At 75.6% G+C, this 25,858-nt stretch carries 17 protein-coding genes; 10 read left to right on the top strand and 7 right to left on the bottom strand.

What is annotated here, in order from left to right; all coding sequences use genetic code 11:
* The first annotated feature begins 249 nt into the window (after positions 1 to 249).
* From CFLA_RS04870 to CFLA_RS04860, 3 genes are read left to right on the top strand one after another with little or no spacing between them, the layout of a single operon-like run.
* Positions 250 to 522, top strand: a complete 273-nt coding sequence (locus tag CFLA_RS04870) for an exodeoxyribonuclease VII small subunit (protein ID WP_052302791.1) — start codon at positions 250 to 252, stop codon at positions 520 to 522.
* Positions 519 to 1,559: a carbohydrate kinase family protein gene (locus CFLA_RS04865; RefSeq protein ID WP_013116207.1), complete on the top strand. Its 1,041-nt coding sequence runs from the start codon at positions 519 to 521 to the stop codon at positions 1,557 to 1,559. The genes CFLA_RS04870 and CFLA_RS04865 overlap by 4 nt, the downstream gene beginning before the upstream one ends.
* Positions 1,556 to 2,248, top strand: a complete 693-nt coding sequence (locus CFLA_RS04860) for a carbonic anhydrase (protein WP_013116206.1) — start codon at positions 1,556 to 1,558, stop codon at positions 2,246 to 2,248. The genes CFLA_RS04865 and CFLA_RS04860 overlap by 4 nt, the downstream gene beginning before the upstream one ends.
* 87 nt (positions 2,249 to 2,335) lie before the next feature.
* Here CFLA_RS04860 and CFLA_RS04855 read toward each other — a convergent pair whose 3' ends face one another.
* The 5 genes from CFLA_RS04855 to CFLA_RS04835 form a co-directional block, all read right to left on the bottom strand.
* On the bottom strand, positions 2,336 to 2,653 hold the full coding sequence (locus CFLA_RS04855) for a DUF2087 domain-containing protein (RefSeq protein ID WP_043598806.1): 318 nt from the start codon (positions 2,651 to 2,653) through the stop codon (positions 2,336 to 2,338).
* A gap of 173 nt (positions 2,654 to 2,826) precedes the next feature.
* A complete protein-coding gene (locus CFLA_RS04850; RefSeq protein WP_013116204.1) occupies positions 2,827 to 4,122 on the bottom strand; it encodes an ABC transporter ATP-binding protein in 1,296 nt (431 codons plus the stop codon).
* Between the two features lie 26 nt (positions 4,123 to 4,148).
* Positions 4,149 to 4,982: a carbohydrate ABC transporter permease gene (locus CFLA_RS04845; RefSeq protein ID WP_013116203.1), complete on the bottom strand. Its 834-nt coding sequence runs from the start codon at positions 4,980 to 4,982 to the stop codon at positions 4,149 to 4,151.
* A complete protein-coding gene (locus CFLA_RS04840; RefSeq protein WP_013116202.1) occupies positions 4,979 to 5,941 on the bottom strand; it encodes a carbohydrate ABC transporter permease in 963 nt (320 codons plus the stop codon). Before CFLA_RS04840 ends, CFLA_RS04845 begins: the two co-directional genes overlap by 4 nt.
* Positions 5,938 to 7,221 (bottom strand): extracellular solute-binding protein, encoded by a 1,284-nt coding sequence (locus CFLA_RS04835; RefSeq protein ID WP_013116201.1) that lies wholly within the window; start codon positions 7,219 to 7,221, stop codon positions 5,938 to 5,940. The genes CFLA_RS04840 and CFLA_RS04835 overlap by 4 nt, the downstream gene beginning before the upstream one ends.
* A gap of 141 nt (positions 7,222 to 7,362) precedes the next feature.
* On the opposite strand from CFLA_RS04835, the gene CFLA_RS04830 reads away from it, so the two are divergent.
* The 7 genes from CFLA_RS04830 to CFLA_RS18900 all read left to right on the top strand — a co-directional run bounded on the left by CFLA_RS04830 (position 7,363) and on the right by CFLA_RS18900 (position 23,019).
* Positions 7,363 to 8,784 (top strand): class II fumarate hydratase, encoded by a 1,422-nt coding sequence (locus CFLA_RS04830; RefSeq protein WP_013116200.1) that lies wholly within the window; start codon positions 7,363 to 7,365, stop codon positions 8,782 to 8,784.
* 196 nt (positions 8,785 to 8,980) lie between these two features.
* A complete protein-coding gene (locus CFLA_RS04825) occupies positions 8,981 to 12,340 on the top strand; it encodes an ABC transporter permease (protein WP_013116199.1) in 3,360 nt (1,119 codons plus the stop codon).
* Positions 12,337 to 15,141: an FtsX-like permease family protein gene (locus CFLA_RS04820; RefSeq protein WP_013116198.1), complete on the top strand. Its 2,805-nt coding sequence runs from the start codon at positions 12,337 to 12,339 to the stop codon at positions 15,139 to 15,141. The genes CFLA_RS04825 and CFLA_RS04820 overlap by 4 nt, the downstream gene beginning before the upstream one ends.
* Positions 15,142 to 15,158: 17 nt before the next feature.
* The gene (locus tag CFLA_RS04815; protein ID WP_013116197.1) at positions 15,159 to 16,199 is read left to right on the top strand and encodes an ABC transporter ATP-binding protein; all 1,041 of its coding nucleotides are present in this window, start codon (positions 15,159 to 15,161) and stop codon (positions 16,197 to 16,199) included.
* Positions 16,196 to 16,918, top strand: a complete 723-nt coding sequence (locus CFLA_RS04810) for an ABC transporter ATP-binding protein (protein WP_013116196.1) — start codon at positions 16,196 to 16,198, stop codon at positions 16,916 to 16,918. Before CFLA_RS04815 ends, CFLA_RS04810 begins: the two co-directional genes overlap by 4 nt.
* 39 nt (positions 16,919 to 16,957) lie before the next feature.
* Positions 16,958 to 20,230, top strand: a complete 3,273-nt coding sequence (locus tag CFLA_RS04805) for an FtsX-like permease family protein (protein ID WP_013116195.1) — start codon at positions 16,958 to 16,960, stop codon at positions 20,228 to 20,230.
* Positions 20,227 to 23,019 carry an FtsX-like permease family protein gene (locus CFLA_RS18900; RefSeq protein WP_013116194.1) on the top strand — a complete coding sequence of 931 codons (2,793 nt, stop codon included), beginning with the start codon at positions 20,227 to 20,229 and terminating at the stop codon, positions 23,017 to 23,019. The genes CFLA_RS04805 and CFLA_RS18900 overlap by 4 nt, the downstream gene beginning before the upstream one ends.
* 24 nt (positions 23,020 to 23,043) lie before the next feature.
* Here the strand turns inward: CFLA_RS18900 and CFLA_RS04785 are convergent, their stop codons facing one another.
* Positions 23,044 to 24,666, bottom strand: coding sequence for a DHA2 family efflux MFS transporter permease subunit (locus CFLA_RS04785; protein ID WP_013116193.1), 1,623 nt, complete (start codon positions 24,664 to 24,666; stop codon positions 23,044 to 23,046).
* Positions 24,667 to 24,858: 192 nt separating this feature from the next.
* Positions 24,859 to 25,851, bottom strand: a complete 993-nt coding sequence (locus CFLA_RS04780) for a tetratricopeptide repeat protein (protein WP_013116192.1) — start codon at positions 25,849 to 25,851, stop codon at positions 24,859 to 24,861.
* Positions 25,852 to 25,858: the final 7 nt, after the last annotated feature.

Here is a 25,858-nt window from a genome sequence, read left to right as displayed (position 1 = left end):
GTCCAGCCCCACCCCCGCCCGCGATACGGCAAACCACGCGCAGTGGCGGGCGGGGTCGACGTCTCGCGGAAGGGGCGCGGGTCGCGGGGCTGGATCGACGTCTCACGCCAGGGGTGGGTGCGCGAGGGCCGGAACGATGGCTCACGCCAGGGCGGGGTGCGTGAGGGCCTGAACGATGTCGTGCGCACCAGGTGGGTGGCGGTGTGGACGTGGGGGGCGGGTGTCCGGGTCGGCTGGTTGACTGTGCGCGTGGCACCACGTGAGACGACCGCCGGCGGCGCCCCGACGGCCTCGGAACCCCTGCCTGACCCCGCGGCTCTCGGCTACGAGCAGGCGCGCGACGAGCTCGGCGCGATCGTCGCGCGGCTCGAGTCCGGAGCCGGGACGCTCGAGGAGTCGCTCGCGCTGTGGGAGCGGGGTGAGGCGCTGGCCGCCCGCTGCCAGGAGTGGCTCGACGGCGCGCGGGCGCGTCTGGCCGCCGCGCGCGAGGGCGCGCCCGGCGACGAGGAGGCCGACCGGTGAGCGTCACCCGGACGGGACGCGTGCCCGCGGGCGGCGCAGGCGCCGGGCGTGCGCTGGTCGTCGGCGAGGCGCTCGTCGACGCCGTGCGACACCCCGACGGCTCGAGCGCCGAGCACCCCGGTGGGAGCCCCGCCAACGTCGCGCTGGGTCTCGCGCGGCTGGGGCGGCGCGCGGACCTGCTGACGTGGCTCGGGGCCGACGCGCGTGGCGACCTGGTGCGACGCCATCTCGAGGCGTCGGGCGTGCGTGTGCTGCACGGTGACCGGACGCCGGCGGCGACACCCGTCGCGACCGCCCACCTGGACCCCGCGGGGGTCGCGACCTACGAGTTCGACCTCGAGTGGGACCTACCGTCGACGTGGGACGAGGACGCCGACGACGCGCTCGTCGTGCACACCGGCTCGATCGCGGCCGTCCTGACCCCCGGCGGCCCGAAGGTCGCCGACCTGCTCGGGAGCCGCCGCGCGACGTCGACGCTCACGTACGACCCGAACCTGCGCCCTGCGCTCATGGGTGACCCGGCCGACGTGCTGCCGGTGGTCGAGCGGCTCGTGCGCGGGGTCGACGTCGTCAAGGTGAGCGACGAGGACCTCGCGTGGCTGCAGCCGGGCGTCGCACCGGCGGAGATCGCCGAGACGTGGGTCCGGACCGGCCCGGCGCTCGTCGTCGTCACGCACGGCGGCGAGGGCGCGTTCGCGGTGACGTCCGCCGGAGCGCGGCTGTCGGTCGCGGCCCCGCGCGTCACCGTCGCCGACACCGTCGGCGCGGGTGACTCGTTCATGGGTGGGCTGATCGACGGGCTGTGGTCCGCCGGGCTGCTCGGCGCCGGCCGGCGTGCGGCGCTGCACGACGTCGACGCGGACACCGTGCAGGCCGTGCTGGAGCGCTGCGCGCGCATCGCGGCGATCACCGTCTCGCGGCCGGGCGCGAACCCTCCCACCCGCGTCGAGCTCGACGAGCCGACCACCGACGCCCAGCCGGCCGTCGACGCCACCACCCCCACCCTGCCCACCGACCCGAAGGGAGCCGGCGCGTGACCGCTGCCGCCACCACCCCCCAGACCCCCGCCGAGGCGTGGGCCGAGCTGTGCGACGGCAACCGCCGGTTCGTCGAGGACCGCATGCTGCACCCCTCCCAGGGCATCGACCGGCGCACGGAGCTCAGCGCCGAGCAGCACCCGTTCGCGGTGCTGTTCGGCTGCTCCGACAGCCGGGTCGCGGCGGAGATCATCTTCGACCAGGGCCTCGGCGACCTCTTCGTGGTCCGCACCGCCGGGCACGTCCTCGACACCACCGTCATCGGGTCGATCGAGTACGGCACCGAGGTGCTGTCGGCACCCCTCGTCGTCGTGCTGGCGCACGACTCGTGCGGTGCGGTCGCCGCGGCCACGGAGGCGATCGCGCACGGCAACCCGACGCCCGGCTTCGTGCAGGCGGTCGTCGACCGCGTCATCCCGTCGATCGTGCGGCTCACCGCCTCCGGGCGTCCGCTCGAGTCGTTCGACGCGGCGACGCTCGGCCACGAGCACGTCCTGCACACCGCGCGCCAGCTCCACGCCTACTCGGTGGCGCTGGCCGACGCGGTCGCGGCCGGCCGCACCGCGATCGTCGCGGTCGAGTACACGCTCGCCGACGGTCGCGCGAGGCTCGTCGAGGTCATCGGCGACGTGGGCTTCGGCCCCGGCGTGGTGCCGCAGCCGGAGCCGCTCGACGTCATCGAGGGCTGACCCGGCCGCGGGCCGTCGCCGCCGGTTCGACGCGGCCGGTCGGCGGCGGGCGCCGACCCGCCGGACGTCCGGCCGGCGGGCAGGACGTCAACCCGCGCGACGGGCCGCCGGCTCGTCGTCGTGGGCCGTGCGCCGCTCGCGCCAGTAGAGCGAGCCGTCCTGCCGCCGCCCGACGAGCCCGGACTCGACGAGGTCGCGCCGCACGCGCACCGGGTCGTCGGCGATCTCGGCGACGCGCGCGGTGAGCGTGGCCTCGTCGAGCTCCTCGCCCGGCGCGACGAGCAGCGCCGCGACGTGCTCGAGCAGCGTGTCCCGGTCCGTCGACCGCCGGGGCGTCGTCACCCACCGCCCACGCACCAGGAACCGTTCCGCGTCGCAGACCCGCGTCGTCGCGCCCTCCTCCATGCGCCCATCGTCCCCCGCGAAAACCACCACCGGACCACCATTCCCCGTTCGAGTCCCCGGTCGGTGAGTCAGGTTCCGGTCGGCGGGTGGGGTGGGCGCCGAGCGGAACCTGGCTACCCGTCCAGGCCCGCGAACAGTGAGTCAGGTTCCGGTCGGCGGGTGTGGGGTGGGGGTCAGGCGGCGGTGTCGCGGTCGGAGCTCCCGCGCTCCTTGGCCTCCGTGCGCTCGGCGCGCTTGCGTGCCCGCTCGGTGGCGCGCTTGCGCTCCTCGACGCTGTCCTCGTCGGCCTTCCGCGCCGCCTCCTCGTCGAACGTGAGGTTGTCGCCGGTCTCGGGGTCGAAGACGAGGAGCCGGGACGGGTCGAACCACAGCTCGGCCACGTCCCCGTCACGGGCGTGCGACTCGGCGCCCAGCGCGGCGACGAGCTGCGTGCGCATGCCCTCGCCGTCGAGGTCGCGGTCGAGCTCCGCGAGGGTGGCGGCCACGTCGTCGCGCGTCTCGAACGGGATGTACGCGTAGAGCTCGGCGCCGAGCCACTCGACGACGTCGACGTCGGCCTCGAACGTCACGCCCTTGCCTCGCGTCTCGTCGTCGAGGGTGTCCGCGTCCTCCAGGTGCTCGGGCCGCAGCCCGACGATGACGAGCTCGCGGTCACCGACGCGCGACCGCAGCGCATCCGTCAGCGGCACGTCCGCGAAGGGCAGCCGGAGCACGTCGCCGTCGACCTCTCCGGGCAGGAAGTTCATGGGCGGGGATCCGATGAATCCCGCCACGAACAGGTTGACGGGCTGCTCGTACAGTGCGCGCGGCGACGCCGCCTGCTGCAGGACACCCTTCTTCAGCACCGCGACGCGGTCGCCCAGCGTCATGGCCTCGGTCTGGTCGTGCGTCACGTAGAGCGTCGTCGTGCCCAGGCGGCGCTGCATGCGCGCGATCTCGGTGCGCATCTGCCCGCGCAGCTTGGCATCGAGGTTCGACAGCGGCTCGTCGAACAGGAACGCGCGGGCCTCGCGCACGATCGCCCGGCCCATGGCGACGCGCTGCCGCTGGCCGCCGGAGAGGTTGGCGGGCTTGCGCTCGAGGTGCTCGCGCAGCTCGAGGGTGTCTGCGGCCTTCTCGACACGCGCACGGATCTCCGACTCCGGGTACCGCCCCTTCTCGAGGCGCAACGGGAACGCGATGTTCTCGAAGACGCTGAGATGCGGGTAGAGCGCGTAGTTCTGGAAGACCATCGCGAGCTTGCGGTCGCGCGGCGCCTTGTCGTTGACGACGTCACCGTCGATCCGGATCTCGCCGTCGCTGATGTCCTCCAGCCCCACGACCATCCGCAGCAGCGTCGACTTCCCGCAACCCGAGGGCCCGACGAGGATGACGAACTCGCCGTCGTCGATGTCCAGGCTCACGTCGTTCACCGCCGGGTAGCCGTCGCCGTACTTCTTCACGACGTGGCTGAGCGTGATCGCTGCCATGACGGTCCTCCTCCTGCGCCAGGGCGTCAGCCCTTGACCGCGCCCTGGGTGAGCCCGGCGACGATCTGACGCTGGAACAGCAGCACCAGCACGACGACGGGGATGGTGACGATGACGGCGGCGGCGGAGATCGCCCCCGTGGGCTCCTCGAACTGCGAGGCGCCGGTGAAGAACGCGAGCGCGGCCGGCACGGGCCGGGCCGCCTCGGTGGACGTCAGCGAGATGCCGTAGACGAAGTCGTTCCACGCGAGGAAGAACGCGATGATCGCAGTGGTCGCCACGCCGGGCCCGGCCAGCGGCACGATGACCTTGCGGAACGCCTGCGCGGTGGTGGCGCCGTCGACCTGTGCGGCCTGCTCCATCTCCCACGGGATCTCACGGAAGAAGGCCGTCAGCGTCCAGATCGACAGCGGCAGCGTGATCGACAGGTACGGGATGACCAGACCGGCCCATGTGTCGAACAGCCCGACGGAGCGCCAGATGTTGAACAGGGGTGTGACGATCGAGATGACGGGGAACATCGACACCGCGAGCGACAGGCCCAGCACGAACGCCTTGCCGGGGAAGTCGAGCCGCGCGACGGCGTACGCGCACAGGGCGGCGAGCACCACGGCGATCGCGGTGGCGATGAGGCAGATGCCCACCGAGTTGCGCAGCGCCGGCAGGAACAGCTCGGACGCCGAGCCCGAGAGGATCAGCTCGTAGTTCTGCCACGACACGCTCGACGGCAGGAACCGCCCGTCGTCGAGGTCGGCCGGCGCCTTGAGGGACAGCGAGACGATCCACACCACGGGGAACAGGCAGTACAGGAAGATCGCGATCCCGCCGACCCACCACCAGACCTTCGCGCGCGCGCTCATCGTCCCGCCCTCGTCGACGCCGCCAGGTTCACCTTGAAGCCCTTGACGAACATCAGCGCGATGAGCGCGACGGCGATGGTCAGCAGCACGGACACCGCCGAGCCGATGCCGATCTCGAGGCGCTGGATGGTCTGCCGGTAGGCGAGGAACGACACCGACTCGGTGCCGGCGGCGCCGTTCGTCATGATGAAGATGTTGTCGAAGATCCGGAACGCGTCGAGCGTGCGGAACAGCAGCGCGACCATGATCGCGGCCTTCATGTTGGGGATCGTCACGCGGCGCATGCGCTGCCACCACGTGGCCCCGTCGACCTTCGCCGCCTCCTGCAGCTCGCCCGGCACCTGCGCGAGGCCCGAGAGCAGCAGCAGCGAGATGAACGGCGTGGTCTTCCAGATCTCCGAGATCGAGATGACCGTGACGGCCGTGCCGAACGACGCGAACCAGTCGGTGTCGTCGCCGACGAACGGCAGCCAGGCGTTCACGAACCCACTGGTGAGGTCGAACATGAACCGGAACGCGAACGCCGAGACGACCGTGATGATCGCGTACGGGATGAGGATCGCGGTGCGCAGCCCCGGCCGCAGGGCGCCGAGCGCGTTGTTCATCACCAGGGCCAGCGCGAAGCCGAGGACGAGCTCGACGACCACGGTGACGACCGTGATGAGCACGGTCACGCCCAGGGCCTGCCACCAGATCGGGTCGGAGAGGATCAGCCCGTAGTTGCCGAGGCCGACGAACGAGCGGGCATCGGGGTTGGTGAGCTTGTAGTTGAACAGCGAGTCCCAGACGGCCTGCAGGATCGGGTAGCCGACGACCGCGAGGAGCACGACGATCGCGGGACTGGCGAGCAGCAGGCCGAGCCGTGCCTCCTGGCGTCTGCGGTCGGACAACGGCGCCCGGCGACGCGTGCCCCGCGCGGCCTCGGCTGCGGCCGGGACGGCCGTGGTCGCGGCGCTCACAGCAGCGCCCTTCCCTGGAGCACGTCCATGACGAGGGTGTCGGCCCTGCCGGGACCGGAGTCCGGCGACACGCTGCGTGGCGGGTGCCACGTGCGCTGGATGCTCGAGGACACCTCGTTGTAGAACGGTGTCTGCGGTCGCGGGGCCGCGTGCTGCAGGGACTCCCGGATGAGGTCGGCCATGGGGAACTCCTCCTGGACCTCGGGGTCGTCGAAAGCCGCGAGGGAGCCGGGCGGGTTGCCGTCGGAGATGTAGTAGGCGGCCTGCTTCTCGGGCTGGACGATGCACTGGGCGGCCTCGAACGCGAGGTCCTGGTGCTCGCCGAACGCGCTGACGCCGAGCGTCACCCCCCCGATGGGCGGCCGGGCCTGCTCGCCCTCCACGGCCTGCGGGTACATCGCCCAGCCGTAGTCGTCGAGCGTGGCCTGGTCGAGGCTGCCGCCCTCGACGCCGGCCTTGCCGCGCTGCCAGACGAACGGCCAGTTGACCATGAAGCCCGCGTCGTCGCTCTCGAACATCGAGGCGTTGATGTCCTCGGTCGCGTTGGACAGCTGCGGCCCGCCGACGCCCGCGGCGGTGAGGTCGGCGATGATCTGGGCGGCCGTGCGGCCCGCGTCGGAGTCGAGGCTCGGGACGACCGCGCGCGGGTCCTCCTCCTCGGGGTTCTCCAGGACGTGCCCGCCGGCCGACTCCACGAGCGCGTTGACCCACACGGTGAGCGACTCGGCGCGCGTGCCCTGCACGGCGACCGTGACGTCCTGGTCGGCCGCGGCCTGGATGACCTGGTCCCACGTGACGGGCTGCGTCATGTCGAGCCCCGCGGCCTCGGCGACCGACTTGCGGTACCACAGCAGCTGCGTGTTGGCCCAGAACGGGACGACGACGAGCTCGTCGTCGAACGTCGCGGCCGCCACCGCCCCCTCGGCGACGTCCTGCGTGACGGCGTCGGCCACGTCGTCCGGCACCTCGGCCAGGAAGTCCGCGTTGGCGAACTCCGGGACGAACGGCGGGTCGATGCTCATGAGGTCGATCGACGTGTCACCGGCGGCGAGGCGGCGCACGAGCTGCTCCCGCTGGCTCGGGGCGTCACGCGGCAGCAACGTCACCTCGAGGCGGTACGCGCCGCCGGACTCCTCGCTGCACTCGGACGCGATGCGCGCCTGCCCGCCGGAGTCCGGGTTGATGTACCACATGAGCGTCGGCGGGCCCTCGTCCGCCGACGCGCACGCGGCCAGCGGCGCTGCGAGGGCCAGGGCGAGGAGGACGGCAGGTCGTCGCACGTGGGTACCTGACCTCTCGCGTCGTCGGGGAGGTGCGGGGCGGACGTTCACATCCGACTACGGCCCGCAGGGTTTCGCCACCGGGGAGCGTCGCGCCCGGGCCGCCCACCGGCGCCCGGCGGCGGTGGAAGGATGGTCGTCATGACTGACATGAACGCTCCCGACGGCGCGGGCGAGTACCGCATCGAGCACGACACGATGGGCGAGGTGCGCGTCCCGGCGCACGCGCTCTACCGCGCGCAGACGCAGCGCGCGGTCGAGAACTTCCCGATCTCGGGCAGCACGCTCGAGCGCGGGCACGTCGAGGCGCTGGCGCGCGTGAAGAAGGCCGCGGCGAAGGCCAACGCCGAGCTGGACGTCCTGCCGCAGGACGTCGCCGACGCGATCGTCGCCGCCGCCGACGAGGTCGCCTCGGGCGTGCACGACGCGCACTTCCCCGTCGACGTCTACCAGACGGGCTCGGGCACGAGCTCGAACATGAACACCAACGAGGTCCTGGCGACGCTCGCGACGCGCCTGCTGGGGCGCGACGTGCACCCGAACGACCACGTCAACGCGTCGCAGTCGTCGAACGACGTGTTCCCGACGTCGGTGCACGTGGCGGCCACGGCCGGCGTCGTGCGCGACCTCGTGCCCGCGCTCGAGCACCTCGCCGGCGCGCTGGAGGAGAAGGCCACCGCGTGGGCCACCGTCGTGAAGTCCGGCCGCACGCACCTCATGGACGCCACGCCCGTGACGCTCGGCCAGGAGTTCGGCGGGTACGCCGCGGCCGTGCGGTACGGCGTCGAGCGCCTGCAGGCCGCGCTCCCCCGCGCCGCGGAGGTCCCCCTGGGCGGTACCGCCGTCGGCACCGGCATCAACACCCCGGCGGGCTTCCCGCAGCGGGTCATCGCGCTGCTGGTCGAGGACACCGGCCTGCCGCTGACCGAGGCACGGGACCACTTCGAGGCGCAGAGCTCGCGTGACGGCCTCGTCGAGCTGTCGGGTGCGCTGCGCACCATCGCCGTGAGCCTGACGAAGATCTGCAACGACCTGCGCTGGATGGGCTCGGGCCCCAACACCGGCCTCGGCGAGATCGCGCTGCCCGACCTGCAGCCCGGCTCGTCGATCATGCCCGGCAAGGTCAACCCGGTCGTCCCGGAGGCCGTGCTCATGGTGTGCTCGCGCGTCGTCGGCAACGATGCGACGGTCGCGTGGGCGGGCGCGAGCGGCTCGTTCGAGCTCAACGTGCAGATCCCCGTCATCGCCTCGGCCGTGCTGGAGTCGATCCGGCTGCTGGCGAACGCGTCGCGCGTGCTGGCCGACCGGACGGTCGCGGGCACCACGCCCAACGTCGAGCGCGCCCGCGCGCTGGCCGAGTCCTCGCCGTCGATCGTCACACCGCTCAACCGCACGATCGGGTACGAGAACGCCGCGAAGATCGCGAAGCACGCCGTGAAGCAGGGCGTGACGATCCGCCAGGCGACGCTCGACCTCGGGTTCGTCGAGCGCGGCGAGCTGACGCTCGAGCAGCTCGACACGGCGCTCGACGTGCTCGCGATGACGCGCCCGCCGCAGGCCTGACCAGGGCGGGGACACCCGGCGGCGTCGTGGGCCGGGAAGCACCCGAAGGGGTGAGATCACCCCGTCGGGACCCCAACCTTTCGTGTCACTCGAACGGGTGTCGGAGGCCCGCCCACCTGCGGCTTTACCTCGCCTAGCATCGCCGTCAGCCGCCCGACCGGGCGGCTGACGGCGACGCAGGACGAGGTGCGGGCACATGGTGTGGCGGACGCAGGTCCTGCTCGGACGCCTGCGTGACCAGGCGACCGTCCTGGCGACGGTCGCGCTCGTGACGTTCGTCGCCACGACGCTGCTCGGCACGTTCGCGCTGCTGCTGGACGCCACCGGCGACGACGCCGTCGATGCCGCTCTCGGCCGGCTCCCGGACTCCGCGATCACGCTCGAGGCGACGATCCGGGTCAACAACAAGGACACGCAGACGGCGCTCGACGCCGCGGGCGACACCCTCGCCGCGATGCTGGGCGACGTCCCCACCGAGCGCACCGCGTGGCTGACCGGCCGCACCTGGTCGCTGCCGCGCGTCGAGGGCGCACCCGTGGCACCCCTCGCCTACCCGGCGAGCACACCGCTCGTCCCCGACCAGACCGAGCTGCTCAGCGGTACGTGGCCGGACGCCGCGCGCGACGACGCCGGACGCCTCCTGGTCAACGTGCCGGGCGTCGCCGCCGAACGCTACGGCTGGGCCGTCGGCACCGAGGTCCCCGTGCGGACGCTCGGCGGGCAGGCGGAGGACACCTGGCTCGTCGTCGGCACGCACGAGATCACGGGCCCACCCGCGTCGTGGTCGCGCGATCCCCTGGGCGGCGCGGGGCACGACGCCGCGTACCCGGTGCCCGGCACGCTGGGCAAGCTCGTCACGGACCTCTGGGGACCCGTGGTCGTCGCTCCCGAGGCACTGCTGGGCCCCGGCGTCACCGAGCGAGCGCACCTGCTCGTGCTCCCCGACCTGACGGGTGCGCCCCGCGGCGCGCTCGCCACCGCGCGCGACTCGCTGACGTCGGGCCAGGTCCGGCTGTCCGCCGCGCTCACCGACGTCGGCGTCAGCGGGTCGATCCGCACCGACCTCGGGACCACGATCGACGCCGCCTGGCGCGAGCTGACCGTCACGCGCGTCGGCGTGGTCGTCGTCGGCCTGCTGCTGGCCGTGCTGGCGACCACCGTGATGCTGCAGGCCGCGCGCCTGCTCGGCGAACGGCGCGCCGCCGAGGGCGAGCTCGTGGCCGCGCGCGGCGCGTCGCCCGCGCAGCTGCGCTCGCTGGCCGTGCTCGAGGCGGCCCTGCTCGCCGTGCTCGTCACGGGCACCGCGCCGTGGGCGGCGCGCGCGCTGTTCGCGCGGCTCGCCGACACCGGGGGGATGAGCGCGGCCGGCCTGACGGCACCGCCTGGGGTGCCACCGGCGGTGTGGTTCGCGTGCGCCGGGGTCGCGACCGTGCTGGCCGTCGCACTGGTGGTGCCGTCCTGGCACGTCAGCGGCTCCTCCCACGCGAGCGCGCACGCGCACCTCGTGCGCACGGGCGCCGACGTCGCGCTCGTGGCGCTCGGCGGCGTCGCCCTGTGGCAGCTCCTCGACTACGGCGCGCCCCTGACCCGCGGTGCCGACGGCCCCCGCCTCGACCCCGTGCTCGTCCTGGGCCCCGCGCTCGTCACGCTCGCCGCGGCCGTCCTGGCGCTGCGCCTCGTGGGCCCCGTCGGCCGCGGCGCCGACGCGCTCGCGCGCCGGGGCACCACGCTGGTCGTGCCGCTCGCCGCATGGCAGGTGGCGCGGCGCCCCGCCGCCGCGACGGGCACGATCCTCGTGGTGGTGCTCGCGGTGGCCGCGGCCACGTTCTCCCACGCGTTCCTCGCGACGTGGCGCCTGTCGCAGCTCGAGCAGGTCGACCTCGCGCTGGGCACCGACGCGCGCATCGAGGGCGCGCGCGGCGAGCCGCTCGTGGTCTCGGCCGACGTCCGCGGCGCGCTGGCGGACGCTCCCGGTGACGCGGTGCTGCAGCCCGTCGTCGTGCGGAACGTCGGCGTCGGCCGTGCGCTCGGTGCGGACCGCGGCTCGTCCGCGATCGACGCCCGGGTCATCGGCGTCGACGCGAGCACGCCCGACCTGCTGCGCGGGCGCGGCCCGGAGCCCTGGGAGGACGTCGTGCGGGACCTGCCGCACCCTCCCGGCTCGGCACGGGCCCCGGAGCGCACCGCCACCGGCACCGAGCTCCCCGGCGATCCGCAGTGGCTGCTCGCGCGCGTGACCCCCGGCTCCGCGCCCGAGGCGAGCGGCCGGGCGTACCTGCGGATCGCGGTCGAGGACGAGGCCGGCGCGCGTGCCTGGCTGGCCACGCCGGAGCTGCTCCTCGGCGAGCCGGTCGACATCGCCCTCGAGGTGCCCCGCGCGCGCGGTCCCCTGCGCGTCGTCGCCGCGTCGTTCGTCGTCGCGCTCGACGGCACCCCGTTCGAGGTCGCCGTGGCGACGAGCCCCCGCGACAAGCTCGGGCAGATCGGTCTCGCGGTGCACGACGTGCGCGTGCTGGACCGCTCGGTGGACGCCGGGACGCCCGACGAGGCGACGCTCGCGGCCGCGCAGGGCACCCCGGTCGACCTCTCCGGGGCCCCGTGGGAGGGTTCCGCGACGAGCGGTGGGGTCGTCCGCGACGTGCTCGTCGGGAGTGCGGCGACGGCCCCGGCGCCGTCGGGGCTGCCCGCCGACGCGCTCGTGCTCGACGGCCTGTTCGACATGAGCACGCTGGACGCCTCGACGGGCCGGCTCGTCGCGCACGCCTGGCCCGCGCAGGAGCGGGTCCGCGCGGTCGTGACCGAGTCGCTCGCGGAGCGCGCGGACCTCCGGGACGGCGCCGGGTTCGTGATGCGCATCGGCGACGCGCAGGTGGACGTGTACGTCGAGGCGGTCGTCCCGTACGTCCCCGGGGCCCCGCGCGGCCCGGCGCTCCTGGTGGACCGCACCGCGCTGGGCCGCGTCGTGACCGAGGCGGCCGGTACGGACCCGCTCCTGGACGCCTGGTGGCTGGCCGCACCCCCGGCGCAGACCGCGGACCTCGCCGGTGCGGTCGCGCACGCCACCGGGGGCCACGCCACCGTGCGCAGCACCGAGCGCGCCGCCGCCGTGGCCGGTCCGCTGCGCGTGACGGTGCCCGCAGCGCTGTCGCTCGTGACCGCGGCGACCGCGATGCTGGTGCTCGTCGGGCTGGGGTCGAGCGCGGCGGCCGTGGTCCGGTCGCGCCGGCTCGAGCTCGCCCGGCTGCAGGCGCTCGGCGCGTCGCGCCGCTCGCTGGTCGGCGGGCTGCTCGGCGAGCACGCGCTGCTCGTGCTCCTCGGGGCCGGCACGGGTGCGCTGATCGGGTACGGGCTGTCGCGCGTCGTCGCGCCCGTCCTCACGGTGTCCGGGGACGGCCGCAGACCCGTGCCCGCGCCCGTGGTCGACTGGCAGGCCGAGGAGACCTTCGCGATCACCGCGGGCCTCGCGCTGGCCGGGTGCGCGGTGGTCGCGCTGCTCGCCACCGTGCTGGTACGACGCGCGTCCGGCGCGCTGCTGCGACTGGGGGACGACCGATGAGCACCCTCGGGACGCGCGTCCGCGCGACGACGGCCCACGCGCTGCTGGTCACGCAGCGACGTGCCGGGCAGGACCGGTCGCTGCTCGTCGGCACGGCCCTGCTGCTGCTGGTCACGCTCGTGCTCACCCTCGGCGTCCCGCGCCTGGTCGAGCGCACCGCGGACGAGGCGGTGCAGGAGACCGTGCGCGCCGCGGGCCGCGACGCGGACCTCGTCGCCGTGCCCGTCGCGAACCCCGACCGCATGGGGCCGCTCGACCCGGAGCTGGAGGCGTACGGGGCGGCCGGCTTCCTCGGCCAGGAGCTCGGCGACGTCATCGAGATGCCGGTCGCCACGGTCGTCGGCGCGCCCGCGACCGTCCGCACACCGGCCGGCGCGTTCTCCCTCGACCTCGTGCACGTCGGGCGCCTGCGGGACACCGAGCCCGCCGTGCGCTGGGTGGCCGGCACCGAGCCGACCGCCGTGCCGGACGACCAGCAGAACGGCCGCGTGCTGGGCGACGACGGCCCCCGGTCGGTGCAGGTGGGCCTCAGCGTCGCGGCGGCCGAGGCGCTCGGCGTCAGCATCGACGACGGGCCGTTCACCGCGCGGCGCCAGACCTCCGGCGGCTGGAACCACATCGTCGTGACGGGCCTCTACGAGCCCGTCGACCCGCAGGACGCGCTGTGGGCCGGCCGGCCCGGCCTGCTCGCGGCCGTCACGTCACCGGTCGGCGCCGAGACCCGCCTGCAGACGTCCGCCTACGTCCCCCGGGCGTCGGTGCCGGACATGGTCCACGTGCTCGGGACCCTCGGCGTGGCCGCGTCGGCCCGCGCCGCCGTGCGGACGGACGGCCTGACGGTCGCCGGCGTGCACGACGTGGTGCACACGATCGAGGCGCTGGCGGCCCGCTCGGGGCGCCTCACCAGTGGCCTGCCGGGCGTCGTCGAGGCCTTCGACGCCCGCATGTCCGCGGCCCGGGCGCAGAGCTCGCTCGTCGTGGCGGGCGTCGCGTCCGCGGCCGCGCTGTGCCTCGTGCTCGCGGCGTCGCTGCTCGTCACGCGCCGCCGCCCGTTCCTCGCCGCGGAACGTGCCCGGGGCGCGTCGATCGCGTCGGTCGCGGCTCGCGGGCTGGTGGAGTCCGTGCCGGTCGTTCTCGCGGCAGCGCTGCTCGCCGGCGTCGTCGTGCTCGTGCCGCTGCACGACCAGCCGGGGTCCGCGCTCCTCACCGTCGCCGTCGCCACGGTGGCCGCGCTCGCGCCCGCGGCGCTCGCGGCCCGCGAGGCCGTCGGCGCGTGGAACGGCCGCCGCGTGCCCGCCGACCGCCGGGCCCGCGCCGCGCAGCAGGCCCGCCGGCGCGCTCGGCGCGTCGTCGTCGAGGTCTCGACCGTGCTGCTCGCCGCCGGCGCGCTCGTGTCGGTGCGCGGTCGCGGGCTCGTGCCGCTGTCGGCCGGTGAGGTCGACCCGCTCCTCGCGGCGGCGCCCGTGCTGGTCGCGTCCGCCGCGGCGCTCGTCGTGGTGCGGGTCTCCCCCGCCGTGGTCCGGTGGGCGGGCCGCGGGGCGTCGCGCTCACGCGGCTTGGCGGCACCGCTGGCCGTCGCCCGCGCGCACGGCGCGACGACCGCGGTCGTGCCGCTGCTCACGGTCACGGTGTGCGTCGCGCTCGTCGTGCTGTCGGGCACGCTCGTGCACACCGTGCGCGTCGGACAGCAGGCCGCCGCCGACCAGCTCGTCGGCGCGCCCGTGCGCCTGGACGGGCGGCTCGGCACGTTCAGCGGCCGGGACGTCCTCGAGGCGGTCGCGCAGGCCCCCGGCGTGACGACGCTCGCCACCGGCGCGCAGATCCCCCGGCGCACGTTCGGCGAGCGCACCGGCCTGACGGCGACCCTGCTGGTGGTGGACGCCGCCGAGCTCGCGCAGGTCCGCGCCGCGGCGGGCCTGCCGGTCGACGACGGTCTCGCCGCGCTCGGCGAGCCCGGGCCGGCCGGGACGGTGCCCGCGCTGGTCAGCGCCGACCTGCTCGCCCGGTCCGGGACGCTCGGGGCCGGCACGCAGGGCACCGGGACGTCGGGCACCGAGGCGATCGTGTCGGCGCTCAACGCCACGCTGCGGCTCGACGTGCGCGGCACCACCGGGCTCACCCCCGACGCCGGCGCGCCGACGCTCGACGCGCGCATCACCGACACCGTCGGCGACGACGACGGGCTGGTCGTGGTCGACCGCGCGCTGCTCGCGCGCGTCGCCGACCAGGCGCCGAGCGTCGACCGTGCGTGGGTCGCGGGTCCGGGCGCCGTGGCGGCCGTCGAGGCCGCGGGCGTGCCCCCCGAGGACCGGTCGGGCATCGTCGTGACGACGCGCGACGGGTGGTGGCGGGCCTGGTCGCAGGCGCCGCTGACGTCGGCGCTCACGACCCTGTTCCTCGCGTCGGTGGGGGTGCTGGCCGCGCTGGCCGTGCTGGCGCTCGCGCTCGTGGTGGTCGCGACGGCCCGCGAGCGCGGCCGCACGCTGTCGGCGCTGCGCACGCTGGGCCTCGACGCGCGGACCGCGCGCTGGGCGACGCTCGGCGAGCTCGCGCCGCTGGTGCTGGGCGGGCTCGTAGGCGGTGCGGTGATCGGGCTGGGCGTGCCCCTGCTCGTCGGGGACGCCCTGGGCCTGCAGAGACTGACCGGTGAACCGACCGGGACGACGGTCGTCCTGACGTGGTGGCCCGTGGTCGCGGCGGTGACCGCGCTGACGGTCGCGCTCGTGGTGGCCGTCGCGGTGGAGCAGGCCGTGCGGCGGCGGGACCGGCTGGGCGACGTGCTGCGGGTGGGTGAGCGGTGACCGAGAGGGAGCAGACCATGGACGACGGACCGACGGTGCAGGACGCACCCCCGACCAGTCTGGCCACGCTGGAGGAACGCGCGCGGGCGCGTCCCGAGGCGTTCGGGCGGACGTCGCTGATCGTGTGCGAGTCCCTCGTCCGCATCTACCAGGCGGAGGGCATCGAGGTGCAGGCCCTGCAGGGCCTGGACCTGCTGGTCGACGAGGGCGAGCTGGTGGCCGTCGTGGGGGCGTCCGGGTCCGGCAAGTCGACGCTGCTGTCGGTGCTGTCGGGGCTCGACGTGCCCACGGCCGGCAACGTGCGCGTCGGCGAGTGGGACCTCATGACCATGACGGCGCGCGAGCGCGTCGAGTACCGGCGCTCCACCGTGGGTTTCGTGTGGCAGCAGACCGCGCGCAACCTCGTGCCCTACCTCACGGCCGCGGAGAACGTGGAGCTGCCCATGGCGCTCGCGGGGCGCCCCCGCAAGCAGCGGCGCAGCGAGGCCGCGGCGCTGCTCGACGTGCTGGGCGTCGCGTACTGCGCGGCCCGCCGGCCGAGCCAGATGTCGGGCGGCGAGCAGCAGCGTGTCGCGATCGCGGTCGGCCTGGCCAACTCCCCGCGTGTGCTGTTCGCGGACGAGCCGACGGGCGAGCTCGACACCGCGACGTCGAACGACGTGCTCGAGGCGATGCGCGCGGTCAACCGCGACCTGGGCACGACCGTCGTCGTGGTGACCCACGACCCGAGCGTGAGCGAGCACGTGCAGCGCACGGTCGAGATCCGCGACGGCCGCACGAGCACCGAGGTGCTGCGCCGCACCGCGACGCGTGACGACGGCACCGAGCACGAGGTCGCCGAGGAGTTCGCGGTGCTCGACCGCGCGGGCCGCGTCCAGCTGCCGCGGGAGTACCGCGAGACGCTCGAGCTCGTCGGGCGGGTGCGGCTCACGCTCGAGCAGTCCCACGTCGCGGTGCGCCCCGGTCACGACCGGCCGGGTCACGATCGGCCGGGCCACGACGCCCCGCCCGCCGCGACCGACCCGCAGCACCCGAGCCACGGACGGAGAGCCCGATGACCGCCACCACGACCGACCGCCGCGGCGCCGGGAGCGCGGCCGACGCGCCGCTCGTCGTCGTCGAGCACGTCGACCGCACGTACGGCTCGGGCCACGCGGCGGTCCACGCGCTGCGCGACGTCTCGCTCACGGTCGCGCCGGGCGAGCTCGTCGCCCTCGTGGGCCGCTCCGGCTCGGGCAAGACGACGCTGCTCAACACGATCGGCGGGCTCGACCGCCCGGACGGCGGCCGGGTCGTCGTCGCGGGCCGTGAGGTGTCGTCGCTCGACGAGAAGGGCCTGGTCGCGCTGCGCCGCGACGTCGTCGCGTTCGTCTTCCAGACCTTCGGGCTCGTGCCCGTGCTGACGGCCGCGGAGAACGTGGGCGTCCCGCTGCGGATGCGACGCACGCCCGTCGCGGAGCGCGAGGCCCGCGTCGAGCTGCTGCTCGACCTCGTGGGACTGGGCCCGCACGCCCGCCAGCGCCCGGGGCAGCTCTCCGGCGGTCAGCAGCAGCGGGTGGCGATCGCCCGCGCGCTGGCCAACTCCCCGCGCCTGCTCATCGCCGACGAGCCCACGGGCCAGCTCGACTCCGAGACGGGCCGGGCGGTGATGGCGCTCATCCGGGCCGTCGTCGAGGCCGAGGGCATGACCGCGATCGTCTCGACGCACGACCCGGTGATGGTCGCGCTGGCCGACCGCGTCGTGAACCTCGCCGACGGCCGCCTCGTCGACGCCTGACGTCCACCCACCCCGCACGACCGACGACGAGGGAGCACCATGAGATGGCGTGGCCGGCTGCTGCGCGGCCGAGGTCAGGACCAGGCCCCGGTCGTGCTGGTCGTCACGCTCGTGGCGGTCGCGTCCGCGACCCTCGTCGGCCTGCTCGCCGGGCTGCTGCACGTCGCCGAGCGCGACGCCGTGCCGCAGGCCATCAGCCGGCTCGACCCGCAGCGCACGCACCTCGAGGCGACGCTGTGGGTGCGCGGGGACGACGTCGAGCCGGCGCTCGACAGGGCCCGCGACGGCCTCGCCCGCATCACGGGGGACGTCCCGACCACCGAGCGGACGTGGCTGATCGGCGGGCTGCGCGCGCTGCCGACCGAGCTCGGCGTCCCACCCGAGCTGACGTACCTCGCTGCACTCCCCCACGACGACGAGGACCTCGTGCGCCTCGCGAGCGGACGCTGGCCCGCCGCCTCGACCGACGCGGACGGCCGCGTCGAGGTGAACGTCCCGGTCGTCGCCGCGCAGGCGCTCGGGTGGGAGGTCGGCAGCACCGTCCACGCCCGGCCGTGGGGCGAGGAGCACGGCGACGCGTTCGTCGTCGTCGGGACCCACGAGCCCGCGGGTCCGCGCAGCGCCTGGTCGCGCGACCGGCTGCGCGGCCAGGGACGCAGCGCAGGGTTCAACCTGCCCGGGTCGGCCGGTCTGATCCGCACCACCGCGTGGGGACCGCTCGTCGTCGACCCCGCGGTCCTCACCAGGCCCCAGATGGTCGACACCGCCTACCTCGTGGTCGAGCCCGACCTCGCCGCGTCGACGGCCGACGCGGTGGCGGCGCTGCGCACGCAGGTCGACGACGGCGCGCGGATCCTCTCCGACGCACTGACCGGCCCCGTCAGCGGACGGCTGCAGACGGACGTCGACACGACGATCGACGCGACGTGGCGCGAGCTGGTGGTGACGCGCGCCGCGGTGGTGACGATCGGCCTGCTGCTGGGCACGCTGGCCACGACCGTGCTGCTGCTGACGGCCCGCCTGCTCGCGGAACGGCGAGCCGGGGAGGCCGAGCTGCTCGCAGCCCGCGGCGCGTCTCCTGCGCAGCTGCGCTCGACGGTGCTGCTCGAGGCCCTCGTGCTGGCGACCCTCACGTGGCTCGTCTCCCCGTGGCTCGCGCGCGGCGCGCTGGCGGTCGTGACCCGCTCGGGCCCGCCGGCCGAGGCCGGCTACACCGTGCCGGAGGGCGTGCCGGGCGGCGTGCTGCTCGCCTGCGGCGCCATCGCCGTCGCTCTCGCCGTCACGCTGTGCGTGCCCGCGTGGCACACCGCGGGGTCGACGTCGCGCTCCGTGCACGGCGGACTGCTGCGCGTCGGCGGTGACCTCGCGCTCCTCGTGCTGGGCGCGCTGGCGCTGGGCCAGCTCGTCGCCTACGGCTCGCCGCTGACGCGCGGCGCCGACGGCCCGCGGCTGGACCCCGTGCTGGTCGCCGGTCCCGCGCTGGTGTGCCTCGCGGCGGCGACGGTGGCGCTGCGCCTCGTCGCGCCCGTCGCGCGCGCCGGCGAACGGCTCGCGCGTGGCGCCCGCTCGCTGGTGCTGCCGCTCGCGGCCTGGCAGGTGGCACGGCGGTCCGCGGTGGCCACCGGCACCGTGCTCGTGGTGGTCGTCGCAGTCGCGGCCGGCACGTTCAGCGCCGCGTTCGCGGCGACCTGGCGCACGTCCCAGGTCGAGCAGGTCGACCTCGCGCTGGGCACCGACCTGCGGGCCGACGCCATCGAGGAGGACCCCCTCGCCGCGTCGGCCGCGCTCGCCGCCGCGACCGCCGCGTACCCGGACGCGCACGGCCAGCCCGTCACGGACCGCGTGGTCGGGATGGGCCCGCGGGGCAACACGGGCGGGGTCGGCGGCAGGCTGGTCGCGCTCGACGCGTCCCGTCCTCAGGACCTGCGGGGGCGCTCGACCACCCCGTGGCGCGAGGTGGTCGCCGGGCTGCACGCCGACGAGCCGTCGACGACCGTCGGGACCGAGCTGCCCGCCGGCACGCAGTGGCTCGTGCTCACGGGCTCGGTCGACACCGACCCCTTCCTCAGCGGCACCGCGGTGCTGGGCCTCGGCGTCGAGGACGACCAGGGTGTCCTCACGCAGCTCCCGCCGCGCACCGCGCCGCTCGGGAGGCCGTTCGAGGTCGTGCTCGAGGTGCCCGTCGCCGACCGGCTGCGTGTCGTGGCAACCGACCTGACCGTGAGCGTCCACGAGCCCGAGAGCGTCCTGACGACCGACTCCCGCCTGGTGCCCGTGCGGACCACCCTGACGTCACTGCGCGCGGTCCCGCGCTCGGCCGGCATCGGCAGGGAGCTCGACGTCCACGAGGCACCCGCGCAGCCCGTGCCGCTGCGCCTCGACGGCTGGACCGGGGTCGTCACGCAGGGCGAGAGCACCGTGGGCGCCCCGGAGCTCGTACCGGTGGGTGCCCCGGGCGCGTGGCACGTGACCGGCACGATGAAGGTCGACACGTGGGGCACCCCGCCGGTGCGCGTGCTCAGCGCCGCGTGGCCGCTCCCCCGGACCGTGCCCGCCGCCGTGAGCGAGTCGGTGCTCGACGTCCTCGAGACGCGGCAGGGCCTGACGATCACGGTGGCCGGCGTGTCGGTCCCGCTCCAGGTCGAGCGGCTCGTCGAGCAGGTCCCGGGCGTGCCGCGCGGGATCGGGGTCGTGGTCGACCGCACGACACTCTCGCGGGCCGTGCTCACCGCGGGCGGCCGCACGGACCTGCTCGACTCCTGGTGGGTCGCGGCCCCGGCGACCACCACCGCTGCGCTCGCCGCCGACCTCGCGGGCGTCGACGCCGACGTCACGACACGGGCGGCCGAGCGGCACGACGCGCTCACCGGGCCCGTACGGGTCGCGGTCCCGACCGCGGTGTCGCTGGTCGCGGTGTCCGCCGTGCTGCTCGTGCTCGTCGGCACGGGCGCCGTCGCCGCCGCGTCGCTGCGCTCGCGCCGCCTGGAGCTCGCACGGCTCCAGGCGCTCGGCGCCTCGCGTGCCGGGCTCGTCGGAGGGCTGCTCGCCGAGACCACGCTGCTCGTCACGGTGGGGGCCCTCGCGGGGCTCGCGGCCGGCTACGGGCTGGCCGCCGCGGTCGCCCCGCTGCTGACGATGTCGCCCGACGGCCGCACGCCCGCACCCGAGCCCTGGCTCGTGTGGGGCTGGGGAACGCAGTCGCTGCGCACCCTCGGCGTCGTCGCCGCCGCGTGCGCCGTCACCGCCCTCGTCGCCGTGCTCGGCGTGCGCCGCACGTCGGGAGCCGCGCTGCGGATGGGGGACGACCGATGACCGTGCTCGCCACGCGGACCCGCGCGACGACCGGGGCCGCGCTGCTCCTCCCGCGCCGCCGCGCCCGGCAGGACGCCGGCCTGCTGCTGGGCACCGCGCTGCTCCTGGCAGGCGCGCTGCTCGCGCTGCTCGCGGCGCCGCGCCTGCTCGACCGCACGGCCGACGAGGCCCTGCGCACGGCGGTCGCCCACGCCGGCGCCGACGCCGGGGTGACCCTGCGGGGTGCCTCGCCGAGCGACGCCGCACCCCCCGGTGCACCGTTCGACGAGCTGGTCCAGCAGGCGCGGTGGATCGACGCCGAGGTGGACCTGATGCTGCCCGCCACCGCTGTCGGCCGCTCCGCGCCCTACCGCACGGTCCTCGACGGTCGCAGCGCGTTCGCGGACGGCGGGCCGGACGGCGTCGTGCTCGCCACGCGTCTCGTCACCGTCAGCACGCCGTCGGACCCCGCGGACCCCGTCCGCTGGGTCGCCGGTCGCGTGCCCGAGGCGGCCGACCCCGGGACCCCGGAGGACCCGCGGCCCCCGACCGTGCAGGTCGGTCTGCACGTCGACGCGGCGCGCGAGCTCGGTGTGGACCCGACCCTCGCCCCGGTCAGGCTGCGCATCGGCACGCGGACCAGCTACCAGACCGTCGACGTCACCGGCCTGTACGAGGCCGTCGACCCGCAGGACCCGCACTGGGCGCGCGTCCCCGAGCTCCTGGGCCCGGTCGCGACGCCGACGTCCGAGGAGACGCCCCTGCTCGTCGGGCTGTACGTCGTGCCGGACGCCGTGAGCGACATGGCCCGCGTGATGGGCACGGGGCGGCTGCCCGGCTCCGCGCTGGCCCTGCCGGACGTCGACCGGATCACGACGGCGGACGTCCCGTCGCTGCGCCGCGACGTCGTGTCGTTCCTCACCACCGAGAAGGGCGCGTCGAGCGGTCTGCCCGCCGTGCTCGACGCGTTCGCCGCGCACCTCGGCGCGGCGCGCGCACAGGCCGCCCTCGTGCTCGCGGGACTCGGGGCGACCGCCGCCTGCTGCCTCGTGCTGGCCGCGGCTCTGCTCGTCGAGCGCCGCCGCACCCACCTCGCGGGCGAGCGGGCCCGGGGCGCGTCGCTCGCGTCGGTCGCGCTGCGGGGTGCGGTCGAGTCGCTGCCGCTGGCCGCGCTGGCCGCGGCCGTCGCGTGGACCGCTGTCACCGTGTGGCTGCCGCGCGCCGCCGCCGGGACCTGGCTGCCCGTCACGGTGACGCTGGTGGCGGCCGCCGCGCCCGCGGTGCTCGCCGCGCGCGCCGCGGGCGCGGCCTGGGCGGGCCGGCGCGTCCCGGCGGACCGTCGCGAGCGGGCGCGGCTCGCCGGCCTGCAGGCCGCCCGCCGCCTGCTCGTCGAGCTCGTCGCGGTGGCCGTCGCGGTCCTCGCACTGGTCTCGCTGCGCGGCCGGGGCCTGGTGCCCGCGACGGGCGCCTCGGCCGACCCGCTGCTCACGTCCACGCCGTTCCTGCTCGCGGTCGCCGCGTCGTTCGCCGTGGTGCGCGTGGCGCCCGCGGTGGTGCGTGCCGTCGGCCGCTGGACCACGCGGACCCGCGGCCTCGCCGGCCCCCTCGCCGCGACCCGCGCGCAGCGGGCCGCGACGTCGCTGCTGCCGCTCGTGTCGGTCACGGTCGCCGTGGCGCTGATGGTGCTGTGCGGTGTGCTCGTGCAGAACGTGCGGGACGGCCAGCAGGTCGCGGCCGACCGGCTGGTGGGGGCCGACGTGCGCGTCGACGGCGCGCTCGAGAGCGACCGGGCCGCGGCGGCGCTCGACGCGCTGCGCGCCGCACCGGGCGTCACGGCGGTCGCGACCGGTGCCCAGCTCACCGAGCGCACGATCGGGCGCGACCTCGACCTGGCTGCGACCGTGCTGGTGGTCGACGCGCCCGAGCTCGCGCGCGTGCGCCAGGCGGTCGGGCTGCCCGTCGACCCGCGGCTCGACGCGCTGCGTGTGCCCGGGGGCCTCGGGCCGGACGACCTGGTGCCCGTGCTCGTCGACCCCGACCTGCTGCCGCGTCTGGGCCGCACGCAGGACCTCCTGCTGCAGGTCTACACGCGGCACGTCGACACCGAGGTCGTCGGCACCACCGCGCTGACCCCCGACAGCGGCGCGCCGCCCGTCGACGCGCGCGCCGCGGGGGCGTCCGTGACGGGCGACGACGGGGTCGCGGTCGTCGACGCCGCGACGCTCGCGCCCGTCGCGGAGAAGATGCCGCCGGTCACCCGGGCGTGGGTCGCCGGCCCGGGGGCCGCGCAGGCCGTGGCCGACGCGGGCCTCGCGGACCTGCCGGGCGTGACGGTGACGACGCGCGACGGCTGGTACGAGCAGTGGTCGCGGGCACCCATCCCCGGTGCGCTCACCGCCCTGCTGCTCGCGGCGGTCGGCGCGCTCGCGCTGCTCGCGGTGGTCGCGCTCGCGCTCGTCGTGGTCGCGACGTCCGGGGAGCGGGGCCGCACGCTGTCGACGCTGCGCACGCTGGGTCTCGACGCGCGGACGGCGCGGTGGGCGACGCTCGGTGAGCTCGCGCCGCTGGTGGTCGGCGGGCTGCTCGGCGGCGCCGTGATCGGCCTCGCGCTGCCCGTGCTCGTCGGTGACGCGCTGGGGCTCGCGTGGGTGACCGCGGCGCCCGGGTCCGTGCCCGTCGAGCCGGTCCTGTGGCCGGTGCTGCTCGCGGCCGCGACGCTCGCGGTGGCGCTCCTGGTCGCCGTGCTCGTCGAGCAGGCCGTGCGGCGGCGCGAGGACCTCGGCGAGGTGCTGCGGGTGGGGGCCCGCTGACCCGCGGACCGTCGTGGTGCGGCGTCAGCCCGCGGCGTCCGCGACGCGGGCGGCGGGCGCGACGCCAGGTACGGGCTGGTGACCACGCATCGCGAACGCGCACAGCGCCCCGAGGACCAGCACCCCGACCGTCACGGCGAGCGTCTGGGCGGCAGCCGTCGCGAACCCCGCGTCGACGGCCGCACGGGCGGCGGCACGCAGCGCGGCGGCGGCGTCCGGGGGCACGCCGTCGGGCACGTCGACCCCGCCCGCGGCGCCCAGCCCTGCGGCCGCGGCCTGCCGGACCCCCTCGACGAACGGCTCGCGCAGGTCGGCCGGCAGCCCCGCGGCGGCGTCCCGCGCGGCGGCGGGCATCGTGGTCGCGAGCCGCGTCGTGAGCACCGCGACGACGACGGCCGACCCGATGACCCCACCCACCTGGCGCGTCGTGTTGAACGCCCCGGCGCCGGCGCCGGCGGTGCGCTGGTCGAGGCCCGTCGTCGCGAGGTTGCCCAGCGGCGAGAACGTCAGGCCCGTGCCCACGCCGAACCCGAGCATCGGCACCACCAACCGCCACAGCGGCACCCCCGGCTGCACCTGCGTCGCGAGCACCCCGATCGACACCGCGAGCACCGAGAAGCCCGTGGCGACGGCCCACTTGCCCGCGACGCGGTCCGACAGCCGCCCTGCGAACGGCGCCACCACCCCGGAGACCAGCGAACCCGGCAGCCCGACGAGCGCCGCGTGCAGCGGCGAGAGCCCGAGCACCTGCTGCAGGTACAGCGTGAACGGGAAGAAGATGCCGGTCATCGCGAACGACACGGCCGCGCCCGCCGCGTTCGCGAGCGCGAAGTTGCGGTGCACGAACAGCCGCAGGGGCAGCAGCGCGGACTCCCCCAGCCGCCGCTGCCACAGCACGAACGCCCCGGTCACGAGCGCCCCGGCGCCGATGACGAGCGGCACCGAGACGGGGCCCGCGATGGTGCCCCACTCGTAGGTCGCGCCCTCCTGGAGGCCGAAGACCAGCAGGCCGAGCCCGACGACCGACAGCACGACGCCCGGCACGTCGAACGTGCGGTCGTGCGTCGGCAGGTCCGGCAGTGCGCGGACCGCGAGCCACAGGGCGACGGCGCCGACGGGGATGTTGACGAAGAAGATCCACTCCCAGCCGACGGTCTCGACGAGCAGGCCGCCGAGCACGGGTCCGGTGATCGTCGCGACGCCCGCGACCGACCCCCACACACCGAGCGCCGCACCGCGCTTCTGGGGCGGGAACACCCGGGTGATCATCGCCATGGTCTGCGGCGTCATGAGCGCGCCCCCGACGCCCTGGACGGCCCGCGCCGCGATGAGCTGCCCCGCCGTCCCCGCGAGCCCGCAGGCCAGCGACGCGAGCGTGAACACCACGAGGCCGGCGAGGAAGACGGGCCGGGGGCCGAACCGGTCCCCGAGCCGTCCGGTCACCAGCAGCAGCACCGCGAACGTCAGCAGGTAGGCGCTGTTCACCCAGCCGACCGTCGTCAGGCTCGCGTCGAACGCCGCCTGCAGCGTCGGGACGGCGATGTTCACGATGGTCGTGTCGACCATGATCATGAAGAACCCGAGGCACAGCGGGGGCAGGACGCTCCACGGGCTGCGGCCCTGCAGGTCGACGCCGGGTGCGGTCATCACAGGCTCCGGTCGGGCGCGCCGGACGGGGCGCGGTCACCGGGGCCCCGGCGCGGGACCCGGCGCGACACTACGCCCGCGCGCGGCACGCGGCCCGGCGGGACGGCGCCGTCGCAGGACCGGGACGGCGCCGTCGCAGGACGACGACACGGACGCCGACGGACGAGGTGGTCGTCGGACTCCACGCGCGGACTACCGGTCGGTACGCAGCCGTTCGTACGCCTGGAGCGCCAGCGAGTCCCCCGAAGACGCGCCGATGCGGTACTGCTCCATCGCCCCCGAGATGTCACCCCTCTCCTCGAGCAGTGCACCGAGATTGTGGTAGCCCAAAGGATCACCAGTCTGGATGTCTCGTTCGTACATTTCAGCAGCCCGGGAGTAGTCGCCAGCATCGAGATACAGGTTCCCGAGATGAAGAAGGTGCTGCACTCCTCCCCGAGCGACGTCCTCCTCGAGAACGCGGATCGCCTCCTGCGCCCGACCGGTCGACTCGAGCAACTGAGCTAGCGCCTTCCGCGCATCCGGCGACTCCTCGGCACCGCGCCTGAGCTGCGGTTCGAGCGTCACGTCACGCCTGACCTCCCACATCCAGGCTGCCGCCTGCCCGGCAGCCGACGGATGACCCGCCGCTGCCGCCGCCCTCAGCCACGTCATGGCAGCACGTTCCTCACCCGCCCCGCGAAGAAGCACAGCCAGCGTCACCATCCCGTCCGCGTCTCCAGACTCAGCGGATCTCACCAGCGCTTCGCGGGCGCCCTCGACGTCGCCCACCTGGACCAGGGCGTACCCCAGGGGATGCCAAGCGTGGTGCTGCCCGCCGTCCGCCGCACGACGAAGGTGCGCGACCGCCTCGCCCCACGACCCCGCCTCAATCAGGAGGAGACCAAGGTTGAGCAGCGCGTCGGTCTCCCCGCGGTCGATCGCCACCTCGTACGCCGCCGCCGCCTCCTGCGGACGGCCCAGAGCACGCAGCGTGTTGCCCAGGTTGAATGACGCCACCGCGTCGCCGAGTCGGGCTGCCGATTCAAAGCACTCAGCAGCCATCTCAAGCATGCCGGCATCGGCCAATTCGACCCCGAGGTCGACGAGCTCGTCCAGGTCGCCCGACCTCGCGGCGGCGGCCCAGCGTGTGCGCAGGTCCGACCTCAGGACCGACGCACTCGCGCCATCAGCAGCGTCTTCCATCACCGGC

This window comes from Cellulomonas flavigena DSM 20109 (assembly GCF_000092865.1).
Classification (GTDB): domain Bacteria; phylum Actinomycetota; class Actinomycetes; order Actinomycetales; family Cellulomonadaceae; genus Cellulomonas; species Cellulomonas flavigena.
Note: the sequence above shows the minus strand (reverse complement) of the source record. Positions and strands in the feature narration are given on the sequence as shown.

What these genes read in the sequence shown, in the direction of transcription:
- CFLA_RS04810 (WP_013116196.1), top strand. Translation starts at nt 16,196, where the DNA reads ATGACCGCCACCACGACCGACCGCCGCGGCGCCGGGAGCGCGGCCGAC.
- CFLA_RS04785 (WP_013116193.1), bottom strand. Translation starts at nt 24,666, where the DNA reads ATGACCGCACCCGGCGTCGACCTGCAGGGCCGCAGCCCGTGGAGCGTC.
- CFLA_RS04850 (WP_013116204.1), bottom strand. Translation starts at nt 4,122, where the DNA reads ATGGCAGCGATCACGCTCAGCCACGTCGTGAAGAAGTACGGCGACGGC.
- CFLA_RS04820 (WP_013116198.1), top strand. Translation starts at nt 12,337, where the DNA reads ATGAGCACCCTCGGGACGCGCGTCCGCGCGACGACGGCCCACGCGCTG.
- CFLA_RS04805 (WP_013116195.1), top strand. Translation starts at nt 16,958, where the DNA reads ATGAGATGGCGTGGCCGGCTGCTGCGCGGCCGAGGTCAGGACCAGGCC.
- CFLA_RS18900 (WP_013116194.1), top strand. Translation starts at nt 20,227, where the DNA reads ATGACCGTGCTCGCCACGCGGACCCGCGCGACGACCGGGGCCGCGCTG.
- CFLA_RS04825 (WP_013116199.1), top strand. Translation starts at nt 8,981, where the DNA reads ATGGTGTGGCGGACGCAGGTCCTGCTCGGACGCCTGCGTGACCAGGCG.
- CFLA_RS04855 (WP_043598806.1), bottom strand. Translation starts at nt 2,653, where the DNA reads ATGGAGGAGGGCGCGACGACGCGGGTCTGCGACGCGGAACGGTTCCTG.
- CFLA_RS04815 (WP_013116197.1), top strand. Translation starts at nt 15,159, where the DNA reads ATGGACGACGGACCGACGGTGCAGGACGCACCCCCGACCAGTCTGGCC.
- CFLA_RS04830 (WP_013116200.1), top strand. Translation starts at nt 7,363, where the DNA reads ATGACTGACATGAACGCTCCCGACGGCGCGGGCGAGTACCGCATCGAG.
- CFLA_RS04845 (WP_013116203.1), bottom strand. Translation starts at nt 4,982, where the DNA reads ATGAGCGCGCGCGCGAAGGTCTGGTGGTGGGTCGGCGGGATCGCGATC.
- CFLA_RS04780 (WP_013116192.1), bottom strand. Translation starts at nt 25,851, where the DNA reads ATGGAAGACGCTGCTGATGGCGCGAGTGCGTCGGTCCTGAGGTCGGAC.